We start from the raw sequence: 18,870 nt of genomic DNA, 5'->3' as shown, positions 1-18,870 counted from the left end.
TGTTTCTTTGTATGTTTCTCTATATGATATTCCCCCTAAATCAACTCGTGCATATGATGGAACAGACACGGAGGCGATAATATGCACGATGGGGAGTTATCTGTTTGGCGGACCCTTATGGAGAAAGGAACACAATATCTGGGAGAAGAACAGTACCTTAAAGCTGAAGAGTATTTTTCGCAGGGCCTTATCAAGGCTTATCAATTAACGGTTCCGGAAATCGTTGCCTTTTCGTTACGACTGTTAGCGACAGTAAGGGTGCGCTTAGGAAATTTGGAGCTTGCGGAAGAGGGCTTCCAAGGGGCGTTACGTATTTGCCAAGATATTCAGAATGCTAAAGGGATGGCTGAAGCATGGGCAGGGTTAGCCAGTGTCTCAGTTAAAAAGGGAATGCTTTCAGAGGCTGGCAAGGAGTTCAAGCAAGCAATATCTATTTACCCTAGCTCATCCCCACCGTTAAGGTTAGGTATACTCTATGTAGACCTTGGTCAAGTATATGCTGCTCTTGAAGATTGGACCAGGGCCAATAGAGCATATATACAGGCACACGGAATTTGTCGCTCTAATGGATTTCCCAAGGGGGAAGCAGAGCTGGATGTTCTCTTAGGAGAATTATGCTTTCGTCAGGGGAAAAAAACGGAGGCTTCAAACTACTTAAAGCATGCTTGTCAGATTTTTGCTCTCATAGACGATGAGGTCGCTTGGGCGGACGCACTTCAATATTTGGCTTTAGTTTACTTTGAACACAATGAAATGCGTTTGGCGCTTGAAAGTCAACAAAGGTCGGTTGCCCTCTTTTTAAAATTTGATAAAGGAAATATTTCCAGCGAAAGCTGTTATTTCTTAAGTAAAATTGAACAATTTTTCGAAAACTATGAAGAAGCGAAATATTACCTGGAATTATCCATCCGGTTTTATCCCAAACAAGATTTAGATCTTGCCTTGCGCTATCAAAGCTTAGCGGGTTTATTCTTTCTTTCAATGGATTTAGCAAAGGCTGAACGCTATTATTTAAAGGCCTTAAGTCTGTTCGAGACGATAGATGATGCGCGAATCTGCGAAATATATGAAGCCTTGGCTGACCTAAAAGAAATTCGGGAGCGGAAGTTGATGCCGGTTAACTCTCCAGACATATCAGAAGATACGTTCCAAATACAGGGTGAGTTTGCACTGGAGGCTTTAGTTCGTTTGGCGGAGTTGTATGAAAAACAACGAAATTTCCGAGATGCCCTGGAATGTTACTGGAAGGCTCTTGAAATGGTACGTGATGTTGAAATGACGACAGATTGGATTGAGATTAGAGTTCAACGGGTTTCCAAACGCCTTCGCCGCAAAAAGATAAAAAGATGATTATAAAAATGTTCAAAAAGCAGGCTTTATAAATCCAGTCGATTCAGATAGAATAGCATTATAGAAAATCTCTCCAATAAAAAGAGGGATTGTAGTGGGGGTAAATCAACATGCGTGAGGAAGATGCGCTACTCCTCGAGTGCTTGGAAGACGTGTATCATACCTTTGAAAAAGCCTTGAAGAAGGCTCAAAAAGTCCGTTCGATCCATGTCCAAAAATTCGAACAAATCCTGGATGAGTTGCGAAGCGAGCGCCGGGTATTTGAGGATATTTCTATCCCAGCTCGACTCATTGTTGAACAACTTTTGGAATCCCAATTAAGAGTAGGACAAGTTGCCCTGGAAGCAGAATATCTTAGACACCCGTTTACTGGAGTTGAAGCCGTAAAGATTGAGGAATTCGGAATAATTCGTGTAAAACTTGGGAAAGTAGAAATTACTTGGCGAGATCGTAATTATTCCTATTATCTTTATCCCGATAAAGTGGAGTTAAGAGCTATGGATGAGAAGTCGGCGATCAAGTTATTTTTTTCAGTTTCCTTTAATCAGCAAATCATAGAGAGGTTTCCTGAAATAATAACGTCCCCAAATGTTGTTTATATACATCCCCAACTAGAGATTTGGCTGCAGGGTGCACAATAATGACAGATATTTCCAAGGGATTGGTACAAATTTATACAGGAGAGGGCAAGGGGAAAACAACCGCTGCCTTTGGCTTGGCAATACGTGCGGTAGGTCATGGTTTTCGGGTTTACATTATTCAGTTTATGAAAGGGAGGGGCGGTTACGGAGAACTGGAAGGTCTGAAGCGCTTGCAGCCGGAATGCCAACTCGAACACTTTGGAGCCCAGGGCTGGGTTCACAAAGGAGAGAATATCGAGGAACATAGCAAAGAAGTGCTTAAGGCTTTTAGGAGAGCTCAGGAAATCATTATTTCGGGAGAATGGAATATTGTCATTCTCGACGAAGTTCTTACCGCGCTTTGGTTTGAGCTCATACCTGAGAGCGAAGTTCTAGAATTATTGAACAAGAAACCACCCCGGGTTGAATTGGTTTTAACCGGTCGAAACGCTTCACAGGCACTCATAGAAAGGGCTGATCTAGTAACGGAAATGCTTCAAAGAAAACATCCTTTTGAACAAGGAATTATGGCACGTCTTGGAATTGAGTATTAGATAAGTGGGGATGTAACGAACTTGGAAACAAGTTTCGTTAAATCCCCACTTCATTTTCAGAAAAGAACTTGAGTATATGCCTTATCTTCATCGATAAGGCATATACTCAAGTATAGTCCGGTTAATCTTGCTGATATTAGAGGAGGGAGGGTTCCCATGGAAGTCATGAATTGGTTGCGTGAATATCGCGAATTAGAGGCTACCTTGGCGTGGGGCGGAACGTTTGCAGATTATTTACAAATGGTTACTAAAAATCCTAAATTGGCACTTCATGCTCATGCTCGAATTTATGCGATGCTCAGAGCTGCCGGAATTGAAACAGTTGGGGATCAGAAAAAGTATAAATTTTTTGACAGAGAACTTTTTGGCTTAGATAAAACCTTAGAACGCCTTGTTGAAGAATATTTTCATAGTGCGGCCAAGCGCCTGGATGTCCGCAAACGTATTTTACTTTTAATGGGGCCAGTAAGTGGTGGGAAATCGACAATTGTGAGTTTATTAAAGCGTGGGCTTGAAGAATTTACAAGAACAGAGGAAGGCGCAGTTTATGCTCTTGATGGGTGTCCGATGCATGAAGATCCCCTGCATCTGCTGCCGATGTCAATGCGCCCGCAATTTGAAGAATTGTATGGTATCCGTATCGAAGGGAATCTCTGTCCCGTTTGCCGGTTACGTTTAGATGATGAATTTGGGGGTGAAGTGGAACGTATCCCGGTGAAACGTATTATTTTCTCAGAGGAGAAACGGGTGGGGGTTGGAACTTTTACCCCTTCAGACCCCAAGTCGCAAGATATCGCGGACTTAACCGGTAGTATTGATTTTTCATCAATTACAGAATACGGGTCAGAATCCGATCCGCGCGCTTATCGTTTTGACGGAGAACTCAACAAGGCTAACAGAGGCCTGATGGAATTTCAAGAAATGCTGAAATCTGATGAGAAGTTCCTCTGGAATCTCTTAAGCCTCTCCCAGGAAGGAAATTTCAAAGCCGGGCGCTTTGCTTTAATTTCGGCCGATGAACTTGTTATTGCACATACTAATGAAAATGAATACCGGACTTTTATTGCCAACAAGAAAAACGAAGCTCTGCAGTCCAGAATTATCGTTATGCATATTCCATATAATCTCAGAGTGAGTGATGAAATCAAAATTTATCAAAAGTTAATTAGTCAAAGTGACATTCGCAATGTGCACATTGCGCCGCATAGTCTTTGGACTGCCTCAGTTTTTAGTGTTCTTTCCCGCTTAAAGCTATCAAATAAACAAGGGATGGATCTTGTGAAAAAGATGCGGATCTATGATGGAGAAGATGTGGAGGGATTTAATCAAAAAGATATTAAAGAGTTAATGGTTGAAGGAGAAGAATTAGGCGAAGGTATGGATGGCATAGATCCTCGATACGTTATCAACCGCATTTCTACAGCATTTATTCGAGATGAGCATGCCTGTATCAACGCCCTGGATATTTTAAGGGCCTTAAAAGACGGTTTAGCTCAGCATACCTCGATTAGGAAAGAAGAAAAGGAAAATCTTCTGAATTTGATCGCTGTTGCTCGCCGTGAATATGATGAAATGGCCAAGAAAGAAGTTCAGAAAGCATTTGTTTATGCCTATGAAGAATCTGCCAAGTCTCTACTGAACAATTATCTTGATAACGTTGAGGCATTTTGTAACTCTTCAAAACTGTTTGACCCAATCACCAGTGAAGAACTCGCTCCCGATGAACAACTGATGCGTAGTATTGAAGAACAAATTGGTGTTTCGGAAAACGCGAAGAAAACTTTCCGGGAGGAAATTCTGATTCGAATTTCGATGTATGCCCGTAAGGGGAAGACCTTTAGCTATGAATCACATGAGCGGTTAAAAGAAGCCATTGAAAAGAAGCTGTTTGCGGATCTTAAAGATATTGTCAAAATTACAACCTCCAGCGATCATCCGGATCAGGAGCAATTGTTAAGAATCAATAATGTCATGGAGCGTCTCGTTAATGAGCATGGCTATTGCCCGATCTGTGCCAATGAAATTATGAAGTATGTTGGAGCCCTCCTTAACCGTTAGAGAGAAAGGGGGATCAGCGTGGCTGAGGACATTATTGTGAGTCGTGATGACTGGAGTTTGCACCGCAAAGGGTACCTCGACCAAACGAGGCATAAGGAAAAAGTTGAAGAAGTCATTAAGCAGCAACTGGGCGATTTAATAGTCGATGAAAGTATCATTTTAACTGATGGTAAGAAAAAAACCAAGATTCCCATGCGTTCCCTGGAAGAATTTCGCTTTCGGTATGATTTTAATAAAAAGAATCATACCGGGCAAGGAACTAAAAAAATGGCGCCGGGCGAAATTATCGGACGCGAACAGGCTAAGGGCAAAGGCGGTGCAGGGAGTGGAGCCGGTGAGGAGCCAGGTGAGGACATCTATGAAGCAGAAGTAACCTATGAAGATCTAGCCAATATTCTCTTCGAAGAATTAATGTTACCTAATTTGGATGATAAAAAAAGGCCGCTCATTGCGCATGATCGCCCGGAGTTTAATGATATCCGAAAAAAGGGCCTCATGGCTAATGTTGATAAGAAGCGAACATTACTGGAAAGTATCAAGCGGCAGGCCTTTGCCAAGCAACAGAACAAAGACGCCAGATTGCGCATTACTCCGGAAGACTTGCGCTTTAAGACGTGGGAGACTCGACCGAATTTTGAGACCAATGCGCTTATTTTAGCGATGATGGATACCTCCGGCTCAATGGGTCAATTTGAAAAATATATTGCCAGAACATTTTTCTTTTGGATGGTTCGCTTTCTGCGCCTGAAGTATGAACACGTAGAGATCCGTTTTTTAGCCCATCATACGGAGGCCAAAGAAGTAACGGAGGAAGAATTCTTCACGCGCGGAGAAAGCGGAGGGACCCGTTGTTCATCGGTGTATAAATATGCTTTAGATATAATTGAAAGAGAATATCCACCGGCCCATTATAATATTTATCCAGTTCATTTTACAGATGGCGACAATATGGGCTCTGATAATTCCAATGCCCTGTCTCTCATGAAACGTTTGGTGGAGGTGAGTCAGGTTGTTGGTTACGGGGAGATCTTAAGAACACATTATGCCACTACTTTAATGGCAACATTAAAACGGATTAGCGATCCAAAACTACGCTTGGTGACGATCAGGGACCGCAACGAGGTATACGTCGCGCTCAAAACGGTATTTTCCTAGAGCTCAACAGGTAGGGGGTAGTTATGGACAATGAAAGGCAAACCTTAAGTACCATAGCGCAGGATATCGCTCAAGTTGCCCGTGGTATGGGACTTGATTTCTATCCTGTCAATTTCGAAATTGTACCAAGCGAAGCATTATATACGTTTGGAGCCTATGGAATGCCCGTGCGATTTACGCATTGGAGCTTTGGAAAAGCTTTTAATAGGATGAAGATGCAATATGATTTGAACTTGAGTCGAATTTATGAACTGGTCATTAACACGAATCCAGCTTATGCTTTTTTGCTGGAAGGCAATCAGTTAATCCAAAATAAGCTCGTGATCGGGCATGTTTATGCCCATGTGGACTTTTTTAAGAATAATCGCTATTTTTCACGTACGCCTAAGGACATGGTTGAGCGCATGACCACCCATGCAGAGATAATTAGAGACTATGAATTGCAGTATGGAAGAGAATGGGTTGAGCGAACCTTGGATGCGGTCCTGGCAATTCAAGAACATGTGGATTATCGATCTCACATTAGCCCCTGTAAATTAATGAAAAATGAACCAAAGCTCAGTAAAGAAAAAATTAAGGCGGGCTATCAAATTAAGACACGCATAAAAAGAGCATCTTTACCTTATGAAGATTTATGGGGAGATTTGTTAGTTGATGAAGGTAACCCTCTGCCCCAACCAGAATATGAAGACCTTTTACTCTATATTATGAAGTTTGCGCCCGGGCTCGAAGAGTGGCAAAGAGATATTGTGAGTATAGTTCGTGAGGAATCGCTATATTTCTGTCCCCAAATTGAGACAAAAATTGTTAATGAAGGATGGGCTACATTTTGGCATGCCAGAATCATGCATGAACTTGAGCTTACAGATGCTGAATCGTTGGAATTTGCGCTTATGCATAGTCAAGTCGTGCAGCCCTCCCGTCTGGGACTGAATCCCTATTATTTGGGGGTGAAAATATGGGAGTATCTTGCTCAAGTTAAATCTCCTAACGAACTTTTTGAGCTTCGGGAGTCGGAAAACGACCTTTCGTTCATCCGTAATCATCTGACTCGCGAATTAGTTGAAGAACTCAACTTATTCAATTTCCGGAAGGTTGGAGTGCACTGGCAGGTTACGGAAAATAAATGGGAGAAAGTGAGAGATAATCTCGTACAGCAACTCATAAATGGGGGACATCCCCGAATAGTAGTACTGGAAGGGGATTATGAGGGGAAAGGAGGTCTATTTCTCAAACACTGCCATGAAGGAATTGATCTCGATATCGTCTTTCTGGAGAAAACCCTTGCTCTTGTTCAATTCCTTTGGGGTAAAGCTGTCGCTCTTGAAACAGTGGTGGATACAAAGAATGTCATCTATGAATCATTCAATGGACAGGTCAGTCGTCGGCAGTTGCCGAAATCTGAGAAAAATAAAGACTACTTTGGGGAATAACCAGTATCAACTAACCATAAGCAGTTGTTAGTGATAGGTTTTATTGACCTGGATTCAATTGGCAAAGGGGGTTGGTCTATGGTAAAATACCCACGAGGCAGGAGAACTATATTATGAGAATGGAATTAAGTCAGGAGGTTTGCTTTGGAAGCAATTATTACTTTGCTGGGGCAATTCGTGGAATTTCTGATTTCTTCGTTCGGTTATTCCGGAGTGTTCTTTGCAATGGCAATCGAAAGTGCCTGTATTCCTTTACCAAGTGAAATCATCCTGCCATTTACGGGATATATGGTATTTACGGGGCACTTTGGTTTTTGGCAAGCAACAATCGCTGCAACCTTAGGGAATTTGTTTGGGGGGCTAGTCGCGTATTATGCCGGAGTATGGGGGGGACGACCTTTTTTGCATCGGTATGGGCGGTATTTCCTGATCAAGGAACGTGAACTAGCTTGGACAGAACGGTTATTTGAACGCCATGGAGAAATAACTGTTTTTGTGGGTCGAATGCTACCCATCGTGCGTACTTTTATTTCCCTACCTGCCGGTATTGCCCGCATGAACCCATTCAAAATGGCTGCATACACAGCGTTTGGTGCGCTCCTCTGGTGTGCATTCTTAATTTTTTTGGGCCAAAAATTAGGGGAAAATTGGGATTCGCTTAAGCCATATTTTCATCGGGCAGACGTAGTCATTGGAGGGGCGCTTGTTTTAGGGGTTCTTTACGTGGTGTGGAAACGCCGCCAACGCTAATCGATCGGTCTCTCACAAACTAAGATATATTGAGTTTCGAACCACGAACTTCGAACTTCGAACCTCGAACCTCGATCAGGGGAAGGTTGGTTGGGCATGCACGGTTTAGAACATTATTTATTGGACATAATTTATCATTATCGCTATGTCGGCTTATTTATGTTGCTAACTGGGGGTATGATAGGTATTCCGGTACCCGATGAAATTCTAATGACGTTCAGTGGGTTCCAAACGTCATTAGGACGAATGGACTTTGGAAGAACCCTCTTGGTTGCCACCTTAGGCAGTTTCCTGGGGATGAACCTGAGTTATTGGATTGGAAGACGTTTAGATACTCCATTTCACAAGATTGCACCGATACTTCATCTTAATGAAGAAAAAATTGCTCAAGCTGAACATTGGTTTCAGCGGTTTGGTGATCGACTTATTGTTATTGGGTATTTTTTCCCTGGTTTCCGTCACTTCACTGCCTATTTCTCCGGGATGAGTGAACTCCATTACGGGCGATATGCTACTTTAGCAGGGGTGGGGGCCTTTATTTGGGCCTTAACATTTATTACCCTTGGTCGAATCCTGGGAGAACAGTGGCAAAAAATCATGTATATTTTGCACCATTATATGGCACTGGGTGGAATAGTGCTGGCTATTATTGTGTTTTTGATCTATCTTTACAGTACAAAAAGAAGCCGTTTTTATCAAAAAGACTAAAACGGGGTATTTTAACTTCACAGTACAGGCTGGTTCTAACCAAGTTTTCTTTATAGAGGTCTACCATACATTAGGGAAATATAAAGTGCAGTGGTATAATACGAAGATAATAACCCAGCATAAAGGAGGTCACTCAGTTGACAAATGAAAATGCACAGGAACCAGAATTTAAGGAAAACCCAATCGTAACAATTGAAATGGAAAACGGCAGTATGATTAAGATTGAACTTTATCCGGCGATAGCACCCCAAACGGTTAAGAATTTTGTGTCTCTCGTCTCTCAAGGTTTCTATGACGGTCTCATTTTTCATAGAGTTATCCCAGGCTTTATGATTCAAGGTGGTGACCCTAATGGGACAGGGATGGGTGGCAGTAAGCAAACAATCCCCGGCGAGTTTTCTGGTAACGGTTTTAATAACGATTTGAAGCATGATAGGGGCATTATTTCAATGGCTCGCACCTCAGCCCCTAATTCAGCCAGTTCCCAATTTTTCATTGTAGTCAAGGCTGCAAGCCATTTAGATGGACAGTATGCTGCTTTTGGAAAAGTAATTGAGGGTATGGGGGAAGTCGATCGAATTGTTAGTGTTCCAAAGGGGCGTGGAGATAAACCCTTAGAAGATCAGAAGATGGGAAAAGTTACCATTAAGCCCTAGCTTTCTTGTTTGTTTTAATATTTATCATCGGGGAAAGAGGAGGGCCTAGCCCTCTTTTTTTTGTAAGGAGGTGTTTTTATGTTAGACTTGATGCGTTTATTTGGTCAAGTTGTGGAGGAACAGAGTTTTACGGTTGTTGCGCGGAAATTGGGAATTAGCCAACCCGCGGTTTCCAATCAGATGCGGGCGCTTGAAGAAAAACTAGGGGTCAAATTGCTATACCGCAAGGGAAAGAGTTTTGCACTAACCCCTGAGGGAGAAACAGTTTATCGGCATGCTTTGCACTTGATCGATGAATGGACAGAGCTAATGCGAGAAATCAGTGGTTCAGAAAGAGTAATGAACGGGAAAGTGCATATTGGGGCTTCGCACATTCCAGGTGAATATTTGCTCCCAGTTTACATAGCTTCTTTTCGAAAATTGTATCCGCAAATTAAGTTTAAACTGTCCATAGGGGATAGTCTTGAAATGGCAGAAAAGGTCCTTGCTCAAGAAGTTGATTTTGCAGTTGTTGGAGCCGTTTTTGATACGGAAAAACTAACCTCTGAATTATGGATGAAGGATGAGCTGGGTTTTGTAGTCTCTGGTGACAATAAATTGAGTTTGAGCGGCTATATTAAAATAAACACACTCATGGAAAAACCTCTGATTATTCGGGAGATCGGGTCTGGACATCGAAGGGCATTTGAGGAAGCGCTTTTGAAACAGGGGCTTGATTTAAATGACTTTAACATAGCTTTAGAAGCCGGTAGTACGGAAGCTGTAAAAAATGCTGTTCGATCTGGTATTGGGTACTCATTTCTGTCAAAACATGCGTTAGAATTTGGTGAGAAACACGGTTTAGTATGGATCAACGTCGAAGATTTTTATATCGAACGTGGTTTTTACCTCTTAACCCGTCGGAATAAATGTTTAACTTCTATTGCGGATGAGTGCTATCGCTATCTGGCGAATCAGAAGTCAGAGGCCGGAGGCCAGAAGTCAGAGGTCTGAGGCCAGAAGTCAGAAGTCAGAGGTTGGAGGAGAGGCACACTTGAACTGGTTTCTAAGTGAATTTAATATTCGAGCATGGCGTTTAATTAACAATTACGAACTAGCGAAGGCTGCTGATGTTACGCTGATTTATGGACAAAAAGGACTTGGGAAAACGGCCATGTTACGCTATCTATACCAACAAAGGGGACAACATGAGGGGGGGATACTAGCGGATGGAATGGCTTTTGCTCGTCAGTATGCTTACGCCGCTCAGGGTAACAAGCTTAAGCCATTCAGGCAGCGATACCGTACAACCCGGTTACTGCTCATTGATGATCTCCAATTCTTAGAAGGTAAAGTCAAAACTATCGAGGAACTCCATTATACTTATGAATATGTCATTGGAAATGGGGGCAAGATGGTGATCACACTCGAAGCCGATTCCCCGCAACTGGAATTTCTAGGGGAGCGGCTCGCCTCGCGATTCTTGAGTGGAGTAGTGATACCAATAGAGAGACCCTTGGTAAATGAAATAGGGCAGTTTATAGGGGAATATATTCACCATAAGCACCTTATTATGGACACGGAGGTTCAGGGAATAATCGCAAAGCGTACGGAAAATTTAGCAGATGCTATAAGGATCATAGAACAATTTGTTAAATTCGCTGAATTTCAACAAGCTAAGTTGAGTATGCAATATTTCTATTTATATTGGGAAGATATAGATAGAAAAAGAAATATAGCTACTGAACCAATAAATATAATTAGAATAGCTGCTCAAACCATGGAAATCCCAGTTGAGGAATTAGTAGGACCAAGTCGAAAACCCAGGGTAAATGAAGCAAGAGAATTGGCGATTTACACAATACGGACACTCTGTCAGATTTCTTATCCGGCAATTGCATGTTATTTTAATCGTAAATACTCTACCATGATAATCTCGTATAAAAAAATGCAAGAAAAACTTACTAAAAATAAAGAATTAGAAGATAAATACAGAAAAATACTAAAGGTATTTCAGGGATGAGTATAGGAGTCTGTTGCGGATATTGTGCTTCGCGGCGGAGCTATCTTAAAGACTTGCACGTTGCGAAGTAATGTGGACAGTAGAAGGCCGGCAGAAGGCCTTAGGACAACTACATAAATTAGTATTACATACGAGGAGGTTTATATATTGAATAATTTGCGTGCCCCCGAACTCTTAATTGATAAGGATGGACTATGGTACGCCGACGGCGCGCTTATGATTAAAAAAGAAATTATTAAGTTATTTGCTTCTCATCTTAAAAAAGATGGTCATGATAAATATCATATAGATATGCAGAATCAACTGTACCCGGTGAGGGTGGAGGACGCTCCTTTTTTCGTTCAATCGGTAACCGAGCAGGTTGGTCGGCTTATGATACAGCTTTATGACGGCCGAATGTTTCCCCTGCCCCCGGGTAATATTATCATGAAAAATAATATCCCCTATATCTCTTTATTCTGGCAGAGTGATACGAAACTGTCTCGTTCTTCCTATTGTGAGTTATGTAAAAACGCGATCGAGCGGGATGGTCATTATTTTATCAAATACGGCGATAACGAATGGCTCATTGAAGAGATAACATAAATTATTCCGTACGTTACCTACGGGATGTTGGTGTGATCTCACACAGTGCCCGGGATTAGTAATTCATGCTGATGCTTAGGACTATAAATATAGTTTTTGTTAGAGGTGGAGGTTTCACCCGCCGAGAATGTCGGGTCGTGGTGGAGATGCAGACACCCGTATTCTTTTAAGGAGGAGATAGTTTAATGATTTATTCTCATGAAGTAGAAAACATGTGTACAGTTGCAAAAGGACCTAAGCATGGTCCAGCGCCGATTCCTGAGGAAGGAAAGTGGGTCAAGGCTTATGATGTAAAAGATATTTCCGGTCTTACCCACGGTGTTGGCGGGTGTGCACCACAGCAAGGGGCTTGTAAAATCACTTTGAACGTTAAGGAAGGAATTATTGAAGAAGCCTTGATTGAAACTATAGGTTGTTCGGGGATGACTCACTCAGCGGCTATGGCTTCGGAGCTGCTGCCGGGGAAAACTATTTTAGAAGCGATGAATACGGATCTTGTATGTGACGCAATCAACGTCGCAATGAGAGAACTTTTTTTGCAAATTATTTATGGCAGGACACAGACTGCCTTTTCTGAAGGCGGTTTGCCTATTGGGGCCGGGTTAGAAGATCTGGGAAAAGGGTTGAGATCCCAAGTTGCCACTATGTATGGAACAAAAGTAAAAGGAACACGTTATTTGGAAATGGCTGAGGGATATATCACCAGTATGGGGTTGGATGAAAACAATGAGGTTATAGGATACAAGTTTGTTCACCTCGGGAAAATGATGGAAATGGTCGCAAAAGGTATTGATGCAAATGAAGCGATGAAAAAAGCGACAGGACAATATGGCAGATATGATGAAGCTGTAAAATATATCGATCCAAGACAAGAATAAATCACAAAAGGAGGAAAATGTTATGCTATTATTTGAAAGTTATGAGAGAAGAATAAATCAAATTACAGCTGTGTTAGAGAAAAATGGTATGAAGAACCTTGAAGAAGCCAGAATAATTTGTTCAGATCAAGGAATTGATGTGCACGCAATAGTAAAAGCAATCCAGCCTATTTGTTTTGACAATGCTTTATGGGCTTATACCTTAGGCACCGCCATTGCAATAAGAAAAGGGCTGAAGACAGCCGCTGAAGCCGCTGTCGCCCTTGGTGAAGGTTTGCAGGCATTTTGTATTCCTGGCTCGGTTGCAGATCAGCGTCAGGTGGGCATTGGACATGGAAATTTAGCTGCCATGCTGCTCAGGGAAGACACGAAGTGTTTTGCATTCCTGGCCGGTCATGAATCCTTTGCTGCGGCAGAAGGAGCTATTGGGATTGCAAAATCGGCCAACAGAGTCAGAAAGCAGCCGCTAAGAGTCATCTTAAATGGTCTTGGTAAAGATGCTGCCTATATTATATCCAGGATAAATGGCTTCACTTATGTTGAAACAGAATTCGACTACTTCACCAGTGAATTAAAAATTGTTGAAGAAAGACCTTTTTCCAAAGGTGATAAAGCCTTAGTCAAATGTTATGGTTGTGATGATGTTCGTGAAGGGGTAGCTATCATGCATCATGAATCAGTTGATGTATCAATTACAGGAAACTCGACAAACCCTACACGCTTCCAACATCCGGTTGCTGGAACGTATAAAAAAGAATGCAGCGAACAAGGTAAGAAATACTTTTCAGTTGCCTCTGGCGGCGGCACAGGAAGAACCCTCCATCCTGATAACATGGGAGCAGGTCCTGCTTCCTACGGCATGACCGATACAATGGGAAGAATGCATTCCGATGCACAGTTTGCAGGGTCATCATCTGTACCAGCCCATGTAGAAATGATGGGTCTTATTGGGATGGGTAATAATCCGATGGTTGGAGCCTCCGTTTCGGTTGCTGTAGCGATTGAAGAAGCAATGAAATAAATGATGCAATTACGCATTCCCAACCGTAATTTTGAAATTGAGATAAGTGGTATAGGCTCCTACTGAAACTAGGAGCCATTTTGTTTTTGACGGGAAGAGGAGGCTGCCATCATCACCCTTCTTCTTCTATCCATGGCACCAGGCTTTTCTTAAATCTTCTAATCCCTCCGCGCGGATCCGGCACATCCCCTTTGTAGCGTGGAATCACATGGATATGCAGGTGAAAAACTGTTTGGCCCGCCGCCTCCCCTACATTTACTCCTACGTTAAAGCCGTCCGGAGCAAATCGTTCATCCAGCCTTGACTTTACCGCATGCAAAAGCTCCCAGCAGCTGGACATTTCTTCAGTTGTTATTTCGAACAGACTTGCTACATGCCGTTTGGGGACAATTAGCGTATGCCCAATAATTAGAAGGAAACTTGTCCAAAAAAGCCAGGGCCAGTTCATTTTCTGCTAGGATTTTAGTCTCCGGTCGGAAACAGAAAAAACAATGTGCCGACATCTTAATACATCCTCCAATACTCCATAAGTAATTTCCACCTTATGCCATTTATAAAAAGCACTATTTAAGATACGATAACGCAGTGACCCTGAATAATAAAGTTTTAGATTGTTATGCAATATGATGGAGGAATTTGGTAACTGATGTAGAATCATAGTAAGAGCCCACTTCTACCCGGCAAGTTTAGGGATGTTCCGGGTGGACAAAATCTATATGTTTTCCACTGGGAATAATCGGGGGGGTGATATTCTGAAGAGTAAATATGATAATTATTACTACTGGGAAAATATTATAAAGAAGTCCAAAGGTATTAATCCATTTGCTAATGATCCGATTACTGAGAAATCGGTATTCTTCCATGGGGTTATTATTAACTGTAATGGAGGGAGTTACGAAAGATGGCTGCACTTTCCCGATAATGAAGCTCTGCTTGGCTTTTTAAATTATATTTTTATGTCAATGGCATTTTTTTCTTTCCTGTCTAATGAGACAGAAGTATTTATGCAAGGTGATCTTGATGAAATGCTGGATATAATGACTGATTCCGAAAAATGCAGCCAGAAAAATTTGATTCCCGAAATGAGAGAATTCAGCAGCCAGATCAGAGAACTTTGGAATTATAAGGGCGAAAATTGCTTTGAGGAACTCAAAAAGTTCATGGTGGACTATAATGAGCGATGGAACAAGGATCTAGTACTATTTTCATATATCGATGTTTTCAGATCACCTTTTGAACTTGGTAAATACATGGTTGAGACGTATGAAAAATCGAAAGAAGCTGACATATCTATGTTAGAAGACCAGCTGGGAGTTTCTAAAGGAGACTGGCTTCAGATTTGCAGTACGGTCTATGAGAATGAGTTCATGAAAAGAAAGTTTACAGAGATAGTAAACAATCGTATAAAAGATATGTTGTTTTTATTTTGGGGGAGGTAAGCTATCCATGGATTCTAGAAGAGGAAATAATACAAAGCGGCTCCGTCGCAGCATATGAATCAAAAGAAGAAGCTAAGCTAGAAATAACTGTAGGCTCCTTCTTTTTGGAAGAATTAAGCATATGGAGCAATTATTCAAAGAGGGGCATACTTTGCTTTATAGGGTTAGCGGGGGCTTTTGGCTACTCTTTAACAAGAATTTTTGTAATTTCTGCGATATATAATGTATGATAGTCGTCATCATGATACCATTTTTCGTTTAGTTCTTGCGCAATAAAGCACTCGGGCTTAAACTTTTGGGCATAAAGTTTCCTGCAGAGAATGGTCATATTTGCTTCTCCAAAATGCGGAATTTCATCGGTATGAAGCAGCGTTAGTTTGGAATTCTTAATTTTGTCTTCATCTCTGCCGGACTTTGTTCCAAGGTAACTTAATGTTTTTTTATAACTGCTATCGAAAAAAGTAAGTGAAAATGTGTCGGAGTTATCTACAAACTCCTTTGTATAGCGTTGTGGACGCATCACAATATAGGCAACATTTTTTGCCCACATTACACCAAAACCACCCCAAGAGGCAGTCATCGTATTGACCTTTCCATCCTTTTCAGCCGTAATGAGCATCCAATCTTGACCTATTAACTTAAATGGATTTTGTTCAATAAGTTCTGGTTTGATTTCATTAAATTTAAACATACATTATTCTCCTTTAGTTCAATTGTTGATTTTATACAAAACGGTGCAGAATAGCTTTATAGGGCTTACCCGAAAGGTAATTTTGAAACTGAGTCAGGAGACTGCCCAAAATTTCTCGGTGAATAGGGGATGGTGTATACTGATATTCTATCACAAAATGAAGAGATAAACCCTTCAAATTTATGTTATGTCATGATTGCTTTTTGTAGCCATGGGGAATGCCTTGATCTTCCGTTTAATGATGCAAAAAGTGTGTTCTTTTATGCTATAATTGTAACGAAAAAGTATCTGTTAGAAGAAAGCGAGGGGTCAATCGTTTGAAAATGACTGGAGCAGAGGCAATTATAGAATGCCTGAAAAATGAAAAAGTAGATGTGGTTTTTGGCTACCCCGGTGGGGCAGTGTTAACGCTATATGACGCTTTGTACAAAGAGGATTTTTATCATATTCTAACTAAACATGAACAAGGAGCGGTCCATGCGGCCGATGGTTATGCCCGAGCGACTGGAAAGGTCGGGGTTGTAATTGCTACTTCCGGCCCAGGGGCAACTAATTTGGTGACCGGAATTGCCACAGCCTATATGGATTCGATTCCTTTGGTTGCTCTTACGGGTCAAGTTACCGTGCCACTGATCGGAAGGGATTCTTTTCAGGAGGCGGATATTCGTGGGATTACGACCCCTATTACCAAACACAACTACTTGGTGAAAAAAGTTGAGGATTTACCCAGGGCTCTTAAAGAAGCCTTTTATATTGCCCGCACAGGTAGGCCGGGGCCCGTGGTCGTTGATATAGCTAAAGATGTCTTTGCCGCTCCCATCGATTATCAATACCCGAAAGAAGTTAAGCTGCGGGGGTATCATCCTTTGTATGAGGGAGATTTAGAGACGATCGATCAGGTCCTTGAGGAACTTAGATTAGCACATAAGCCGCTTATTTTTGTCGGAGGCGGTATTAATCTGTCCGATTCGGCAGAGGCGTTAAGAGTTTTAATAGGACAGACAGGTTTTCCGGTAATTTCGACTTTGATGGGTTTGGGTAGTATTAAGTCTGATCATCCCCAGTTTTTAGGTATGGTAGGGATGCATGGGACTTACGCAGCTAATATGGCCACGACGGAATGTGATTTGATGTTGGGAATCGGGGTTCGTTTTGATGATCGGGTCACCGGATTCCTAAGCGAATTTGCTCCTAAGGCCAGAATCATCCACTTTGATATCGATCCGGCTGAAATTAACAAAAATGTGTTAGTCCATTTGCGTGTTCCCGGAGACATTAAATGGTCAATACCTGCGCTATCCGAGCGGGTTAAGGAAGTCGCCGGCGGGTTGCAGGAACAGATTCGTGCCTGGGTAGAGAAAGTCCGTTTCTGGCAACGAGAAAAGCCCTTAACTTATGAGCAGGATCCGGAGCTTGTCATGCCCCAAAAGGTGGTTGAGAAAGTCAGTCAATTGACTCAGGGGGATGCGGTGATTGTTACCGATGTCGGACAACATCAGATGTGGGTTGCGCAATACTACGGGTTTCAAAATCCGCGCTCGTTGCTTACATCCGGTGGGCTCGGGACGATGGGCTATGGTCTTCCCGCTGCTCTGGGAGCGCAATGTGGCTTACCTGATCGGAAGGTTATCCTGTTTGTCGGTGACGGCGGAATTATGATGAATTGTCAGGAACTGGCGACGGCAGCGGATTATAATTTCCCGGTTAAAGTACTGATCCTTAATAATCAGTCTTTAGGTATGCCCGCTCAGTGGCAAAGGATGTTTTACGGTGGCCGTTATTCCCATACAAGCCTCAAAGGACATACTGATTTTGTCAAATTGGCCGAAGCGATGGGGGTGACCGGTTTAAGGGTGACAAAACCGGAGGAACTTGACATTGTCCTGGAAGAAGCGTTAGCTGCGCCTGGTCCTGTAGTAGTGGATATTCGGATCCCGGAAACAGCAGATGTCTGGCCGATGGTTCCGCCGGGCGGACGTTTGGATCAGATGGTTTTTGGGCGGTAGACTTGCCAATACCGGCAATAGATCAGTGAGTTTTTACTAATAACCTTTCCATGTGATTAATAAGTGGCCAGGCAGATGAAAAAAGCCCATAAAAAAAGCCGGATTACCGGCTTAATCATTTGGCAGAGGGTTATAATAATAAGTATAGATGCCGTGGAAGATGGCGGTGGCAACGTTCTCCCGGAATGTCTGGTTTTGTAATCTGGCTTCTTCATAGGGATTAGAAATAAAGGCGGTCTCAAGCAAAATGGCAGGCATAGTTGTATTACATAAAACATAAAATCTTGCTTCTTTGAGTCCGCGGTCCTTTGTGTCAAGCATGTCGATGGCGGCAGAGTGGATGCTGTCGGCAAGTTGTAGGCTCTTGAGATATTGAGGATTATCTATGCAATAATAAGTTTCAGTGCCTTGGATTTCAGGTTTAGAATAGGCGTTATCATGGATGCTAATAAATAAGTCTGCCTTTGTTATATTGGCTAAGTTTACCCGGGCTTGAAGGTCCTCCATTTCAGTATAATTTGCAGCCGGAGAGATATCTTTATCTCGAGTTAGAATTGTCTTGGCACCTGCTTGACGTAAGATATCATTTAAGGCAAGCGCTATTGCAAGATTATTATTTTTTTCATAAGTTTGATTTGGACCGATTGCCCCCGTATCCGGTCCGCCATGACCGGGGTCAATCAAAATCGTCTTGCCCGCTAAGGCGTTAGCGGGGATCCCTTGAAAAGGATTAGCGAGAACTTCTTTGGAAGGGTCGTAAATTTGGATAGGCGGAGGAGTAATGACATCGTCACCCCTTGAGGGAGGATCCGGTTTTTTGATTTCTGAGGGAAGTGGGGGGAAGTCTTTTAGATTAGCTGTATATTTCGAAGAAGTTTTTCCTTCAATAATGTTTTGAGAATTAGAACTAATAACGGCTGTTCCGCCAAGTATATACACTGTGCCATTCACACTTAAATCAATG

Annotated in this window: 18 protein-coding genes and 1 pseudogene; 16 read left to right on the top strand and 3 right to left on the bottom strand. The window is 42.2% G+C overall.

Annotation, left to right across the window (positions count from 1 at the left end):
• Positions 1 to 81: 81 nt before the first annotated feature.
• The 14 genes from AC6I5A_RS02865 (at position 82) to AC6I5A_RS02800 (ending at position 13,770) form a co-directional block, all read left to right on the top strand.
• Positions 82 to 1,350 carry a tetratricopeptide repeat protein gene (locus AC6I5A_RS02865; RefSeq protein WP_034611537.1) on the top strand — a complete coding sequence of 423 codons (1,269 nt, stop codon included), beginning with the start codon at positions 82 to 84 and terminating at the stop codon, positions 1,348 to 1,350.
• A gap of 110 nt (positions 1,351 to 1,460) precedes the next feature.
• On the top strand, positions 1,461 to 1,991 hold the full coding sequence (locus AC6I5A_RS02860) for a hypothetical protein (protein WP_034611535.1): 531 nt from the start codon (positions 1,461 to 1,463) through the stop codon (positions 1,989 to 1,991).
• Positions 1,991 to 2,524: a cob(I)yrinic acid a,c-diamide adenosyltransferase gene (gene cobO / locus AC6I5A_RS02855; RefSeq protein WP_034611533.1), complete on the top strand. Its 534-nt coding sequence runs from the start codon at positions 1,991 to 1,993 to the stop codon at positions 2,522 to 2,524. The genes AC6I5A_RS02860 and cobO overlap by 1 nt, the downstream gene beginning before the upstream one ends.
• Before the next feature lie 156 nt (positions 2,525 to 2,680).
• Complete coding sequence (locus AC6I5A_RS02850; protein ID WP_034611531.1) at positions 2,681 to 4,582, top strand: PrkA family serine protein kinase; 1,902 nt, start codon at positions 2,681 to 2,683, stop codon at positions 4,580 to 4,582.
• Positions 4,583 to 4,600: 18 nt separating this feature from the next.
• Positions 4,601 to 5,737, top strand: coding sequence for a sporulation protein YhbH (yhbH, locus tag AC6I5A_RS02845; protein ID WP_034611529.1), 1,137 nt, complete (start codon positions 4,601 to 4,603; stop codon positions 5,735 to 5,737).
• Positions 5,738 to 5,760: 23 nt separating this feature from the next.
• Complete coding sequence (locus AC6I5A_RS02840) at positions 5,761 to 7,170, top strand: SpoVR family protein (protein WP_034611522.1); 1,410 nt, start codon at positions 5,761 to 5,763, stop codon at positions 7,168 to 7,170.
• Between the two features lie 144 nt (positions 7,171 to 7,314).
• On the top strand, positions 7,315 to 7,920 hold the full coding sequence (locus AC6I5A_RS02835) for a DedA family protein (protein WP_034611517.1): 606 nt from the start codon (positions 7,315 to 7,317) through the stop codon (positions 7,918 to 7,920).
• A gap of 96 nt (positions 7,921 to 8,016) precedes the next feature.
• Positions 8,017 to 8,628 carry a DedA family protein gene (locus AC6I5A_RS02830; protein ID WP_034611541.1) on the top strand — a complete coding sequence of 204 codons (612 nt, stop codon included), beginning with the start codon at positions 8,017 to 8,019 and terminating at the stop codon, positions 8,626 to 8,628.
• Between the two features lie 197 nt (positions 8,629 to 8,825).
• On the top strand, positions 8,826 to 9,284 hold the full coding sequence (locus AC6I5A_RS02825) for a peptidylprolyl isomerase (protein WP_052167846.1): 459 nt from the start codon (positions 8,826 to 8,828) through the stop codon (positions 9,282 to 9,284).
• Between the two features lie 78 nt (positions 9,285 to 9,362).
• Positions 9,363 to 10,277 (top strand): selenium metabolism-associated LysR family transcriptional regulator, encoded by a 915-nt coding sequence (locus AC6I5A_RS02820; protein ID WP_034611515.1) that lies wholly within the window; start codon positions 9,363 to 9,365, stop codon positions 10,275 to 10,277.
• A 40-nt stretch (positions 10,278 to 10,317) separates the two neighbouring features.
• The gene (locus AC6I5A_RS02815; protein WP_034611508.1) at positions 10,318 to 11,286 is read left to right on the top strand and encodes a DnaA/Hda family protein; all 969 of its coding nucleotides are present in this window, start codon (positions 10,318 to 10,320) and stop codon (positions 11,284 to 11,286) included.
• A gap of 147 nt (positions 11,287 to 11,433) precedes the next feature.
• Positions 11,434 to 11,871, top strand: coding sequence for a DUF1285 domain-containing protein (locus AC6I5A_RS02810; RefSeq protein ID WP_034611506.1), 438 nt, complete (start codon positions 11,434 to 11,436; stop codon positions 11,869 to 11,871).
• A 185-nt stretch (positions 11,872 to 12,056) separates the two neighbouring features.
• Positions 12,057 to 12,749 carry an iron-sulfur cluster assembly scaffold protein gene (locus AC6I5A_RS02805; protein WP_034611503.1) on the top strand — a complete coding sequence of 231 codons (693 nt, stop codon included), beginning with the start codon at positions 12,057 to 12,059 and terminating at the stop codon, positions 12,747 to 12,749.
• A 22-nt stretch (positions 12,750 to 12,771) separates the two neighbouring features.
• Positions 12,772 to 13,770, top strand: a complete 999-nt coding sequence (locus AC6I5A_RS02800) for a GGGtGRT protein (RefSeq protein WP_034611501.1) — start codon at positions 12,772 to 12,774, stop codon at positions 13,768 to 13,770.
• 112 nt (positions 13,771 to 13,882) lie between these two features.
• Here AC6I5A_RS02800 and AC6I5A_RS02795 read toward each other — a convergent pair.
• Positions 13,883 to 14,273 (bottom strand): annotated as a pseudogene (locus AC6I5A_RS02795) (HIT family protein).
• 198 nt (positions 14,274 to 14,471) lie between these two features.
• Here AC6I5A_RS02795 and AC6I5A_RS02790 point away from each other — a divergent pair.
• Positions 14,472 to 15,209 carry a hypothetical protein gene (locus tag AC6I5A_RS02790; RefSeq protein ID WP_034611499.1) on the top strand — a complete coding sequence of 246 codons (738 nt, stop codon included), beginning with the start codon at positions 14,472 to 14,474 and terminating at the stop codon, positions 15,207 to 15,209.
• 181 nt (positions 15,210 to 15,390) lie between these two features.
• Here the strand turns inward: AC6I5A_RS02790 and AC6I5A_RS02785 are convergent, their stop codons facing one another.
• A complete protein-coding gene (locus tag AC6I5A_RS02785; RefSeq protein ID WP_034611498.1) occupies positions 15,391 to 15,900 on the bottom strand; it encodes a flavin reductase in 510 nt (169 codons plus the stop codon).
• A 317-nt stretch (positions 15,901 to 16,217) separates the two neighbouring features.
• Between AC6I5A_RS02785 and ilvB the strand changes: the two genes are divergently transcribed.
• Positions 16,218 to 17,906: a biosynthetic-type acetolactate synthase large subunit gene (gene ilvB, locus AC6I5A_RS02780; protein ID WP_034611494.1), complete on the top strand. Its 1,689-nt coding sequence runs from the start codon at positions 16,218 to 16,220 to the stop codon at positions 17,904 to 17,906.
• Positions 17,907 to 18,017: 111 nt separating this feature from the next.
• Here ilvB and AC6I5A_RS02775 read toward each other — a convergent pair.
• On the bottom strand, positions 18,018 to 18,870 hold an 853-nt coding region (locus AC6I5A_RS02775; protein WP_034611492.1), incomplete at its 5' end, for an N-acetylmuramoyl-L-alanine amidase family protein.

It is taken from the genome of Desulfosporosinus sp. Tol-M2 (assembly GCF_059735615.1).
Note: the sequence above shows the minus strand (reverse complement) of the source record. Positions and strands in the feature narration are given on the sequence as shown.

Excerpts from the sequence above, each read along its gene's own strand:
- AC6I5A_RS02865 (WP_034611537.1), top strand. The coding sequence starts at position 82 with ATGCACGATGGGGAGTTATCTGTTTGGCGGACCCTTATGGAGAAAGGA.
- AC6I5A_RS02860 (WP_034611535.1), top strand. The coding sequence starts at position 1,461 with ATGCGTGAGGAAGATGCGCTACTCCTCGAGTGCTTGGAAGACGTGTAT.
- cobO (WP_034611533.1), top strand. The coding sequence starts at position 1,991 with ATGACAGATATTTCCAAGGGATTGGTACAAATTTATACAGGAGAGGGC.
- AC6I5A_RS02850 (WP_034611531.1), top strand. The coding sequence starts at position 2,681 with ATGGAAGTCATGAATTGGTTGCGTGAATATCGCGAATTAGAGGCTACC.
- AC6I5A_RS02840 (WP_034611522.1), top strand. The coding sequence starts at position 5,761 with ATGGACAATGAAAGGCAAACCTTAAGTACCATAGCGCAGGATATCGCT.
- AC6I5A_RS02830 (WP_034611541.1), top strand. The coding sequence starts at position 8,017 with ATGCACGGTTTAGAACATTATTTATTGGACATAATTTATCATTATCGC.
- AC6I5A_RS02825 (WP_052167846.1), top strand. The coding sequence starts at position 8,826 with ATGGAAAACGGCAGTATGATTAAGATTGAACTTTATCCGGCGATAGCA.
- AC6I5A_RS02820 (WP_034611515.1), top strand. The coding sequence starts at position 9,363 with ATGTTAGACTTGATGCGTTTATTTGGTCAAGTTGTGGAGGAACAGAGT.
- AC6I5A_RS02805 (WP_034611503.1), top strand. The coding sequence starts at position 12,057 with ATGATTTATTCTCATGAAGTAGAAAACATGTGTACAGTTGCAAAAGGA.
- AC6I5A_RS02800 (WP_034611501.1), top strand. The coding sequence starts at position 12,772 with ATGCTATTATTTGAAAGTTATGAGAGAAGAATAAATCAAATTACAGCT.
- AC6I5A_RS02785 (WP_034611498.1), bottom strand. The coding sequence starts at position 15,900 with ATGTTTAAATTTAATGAAATCAAACCAGAACTTATTGAACAAAATCCA.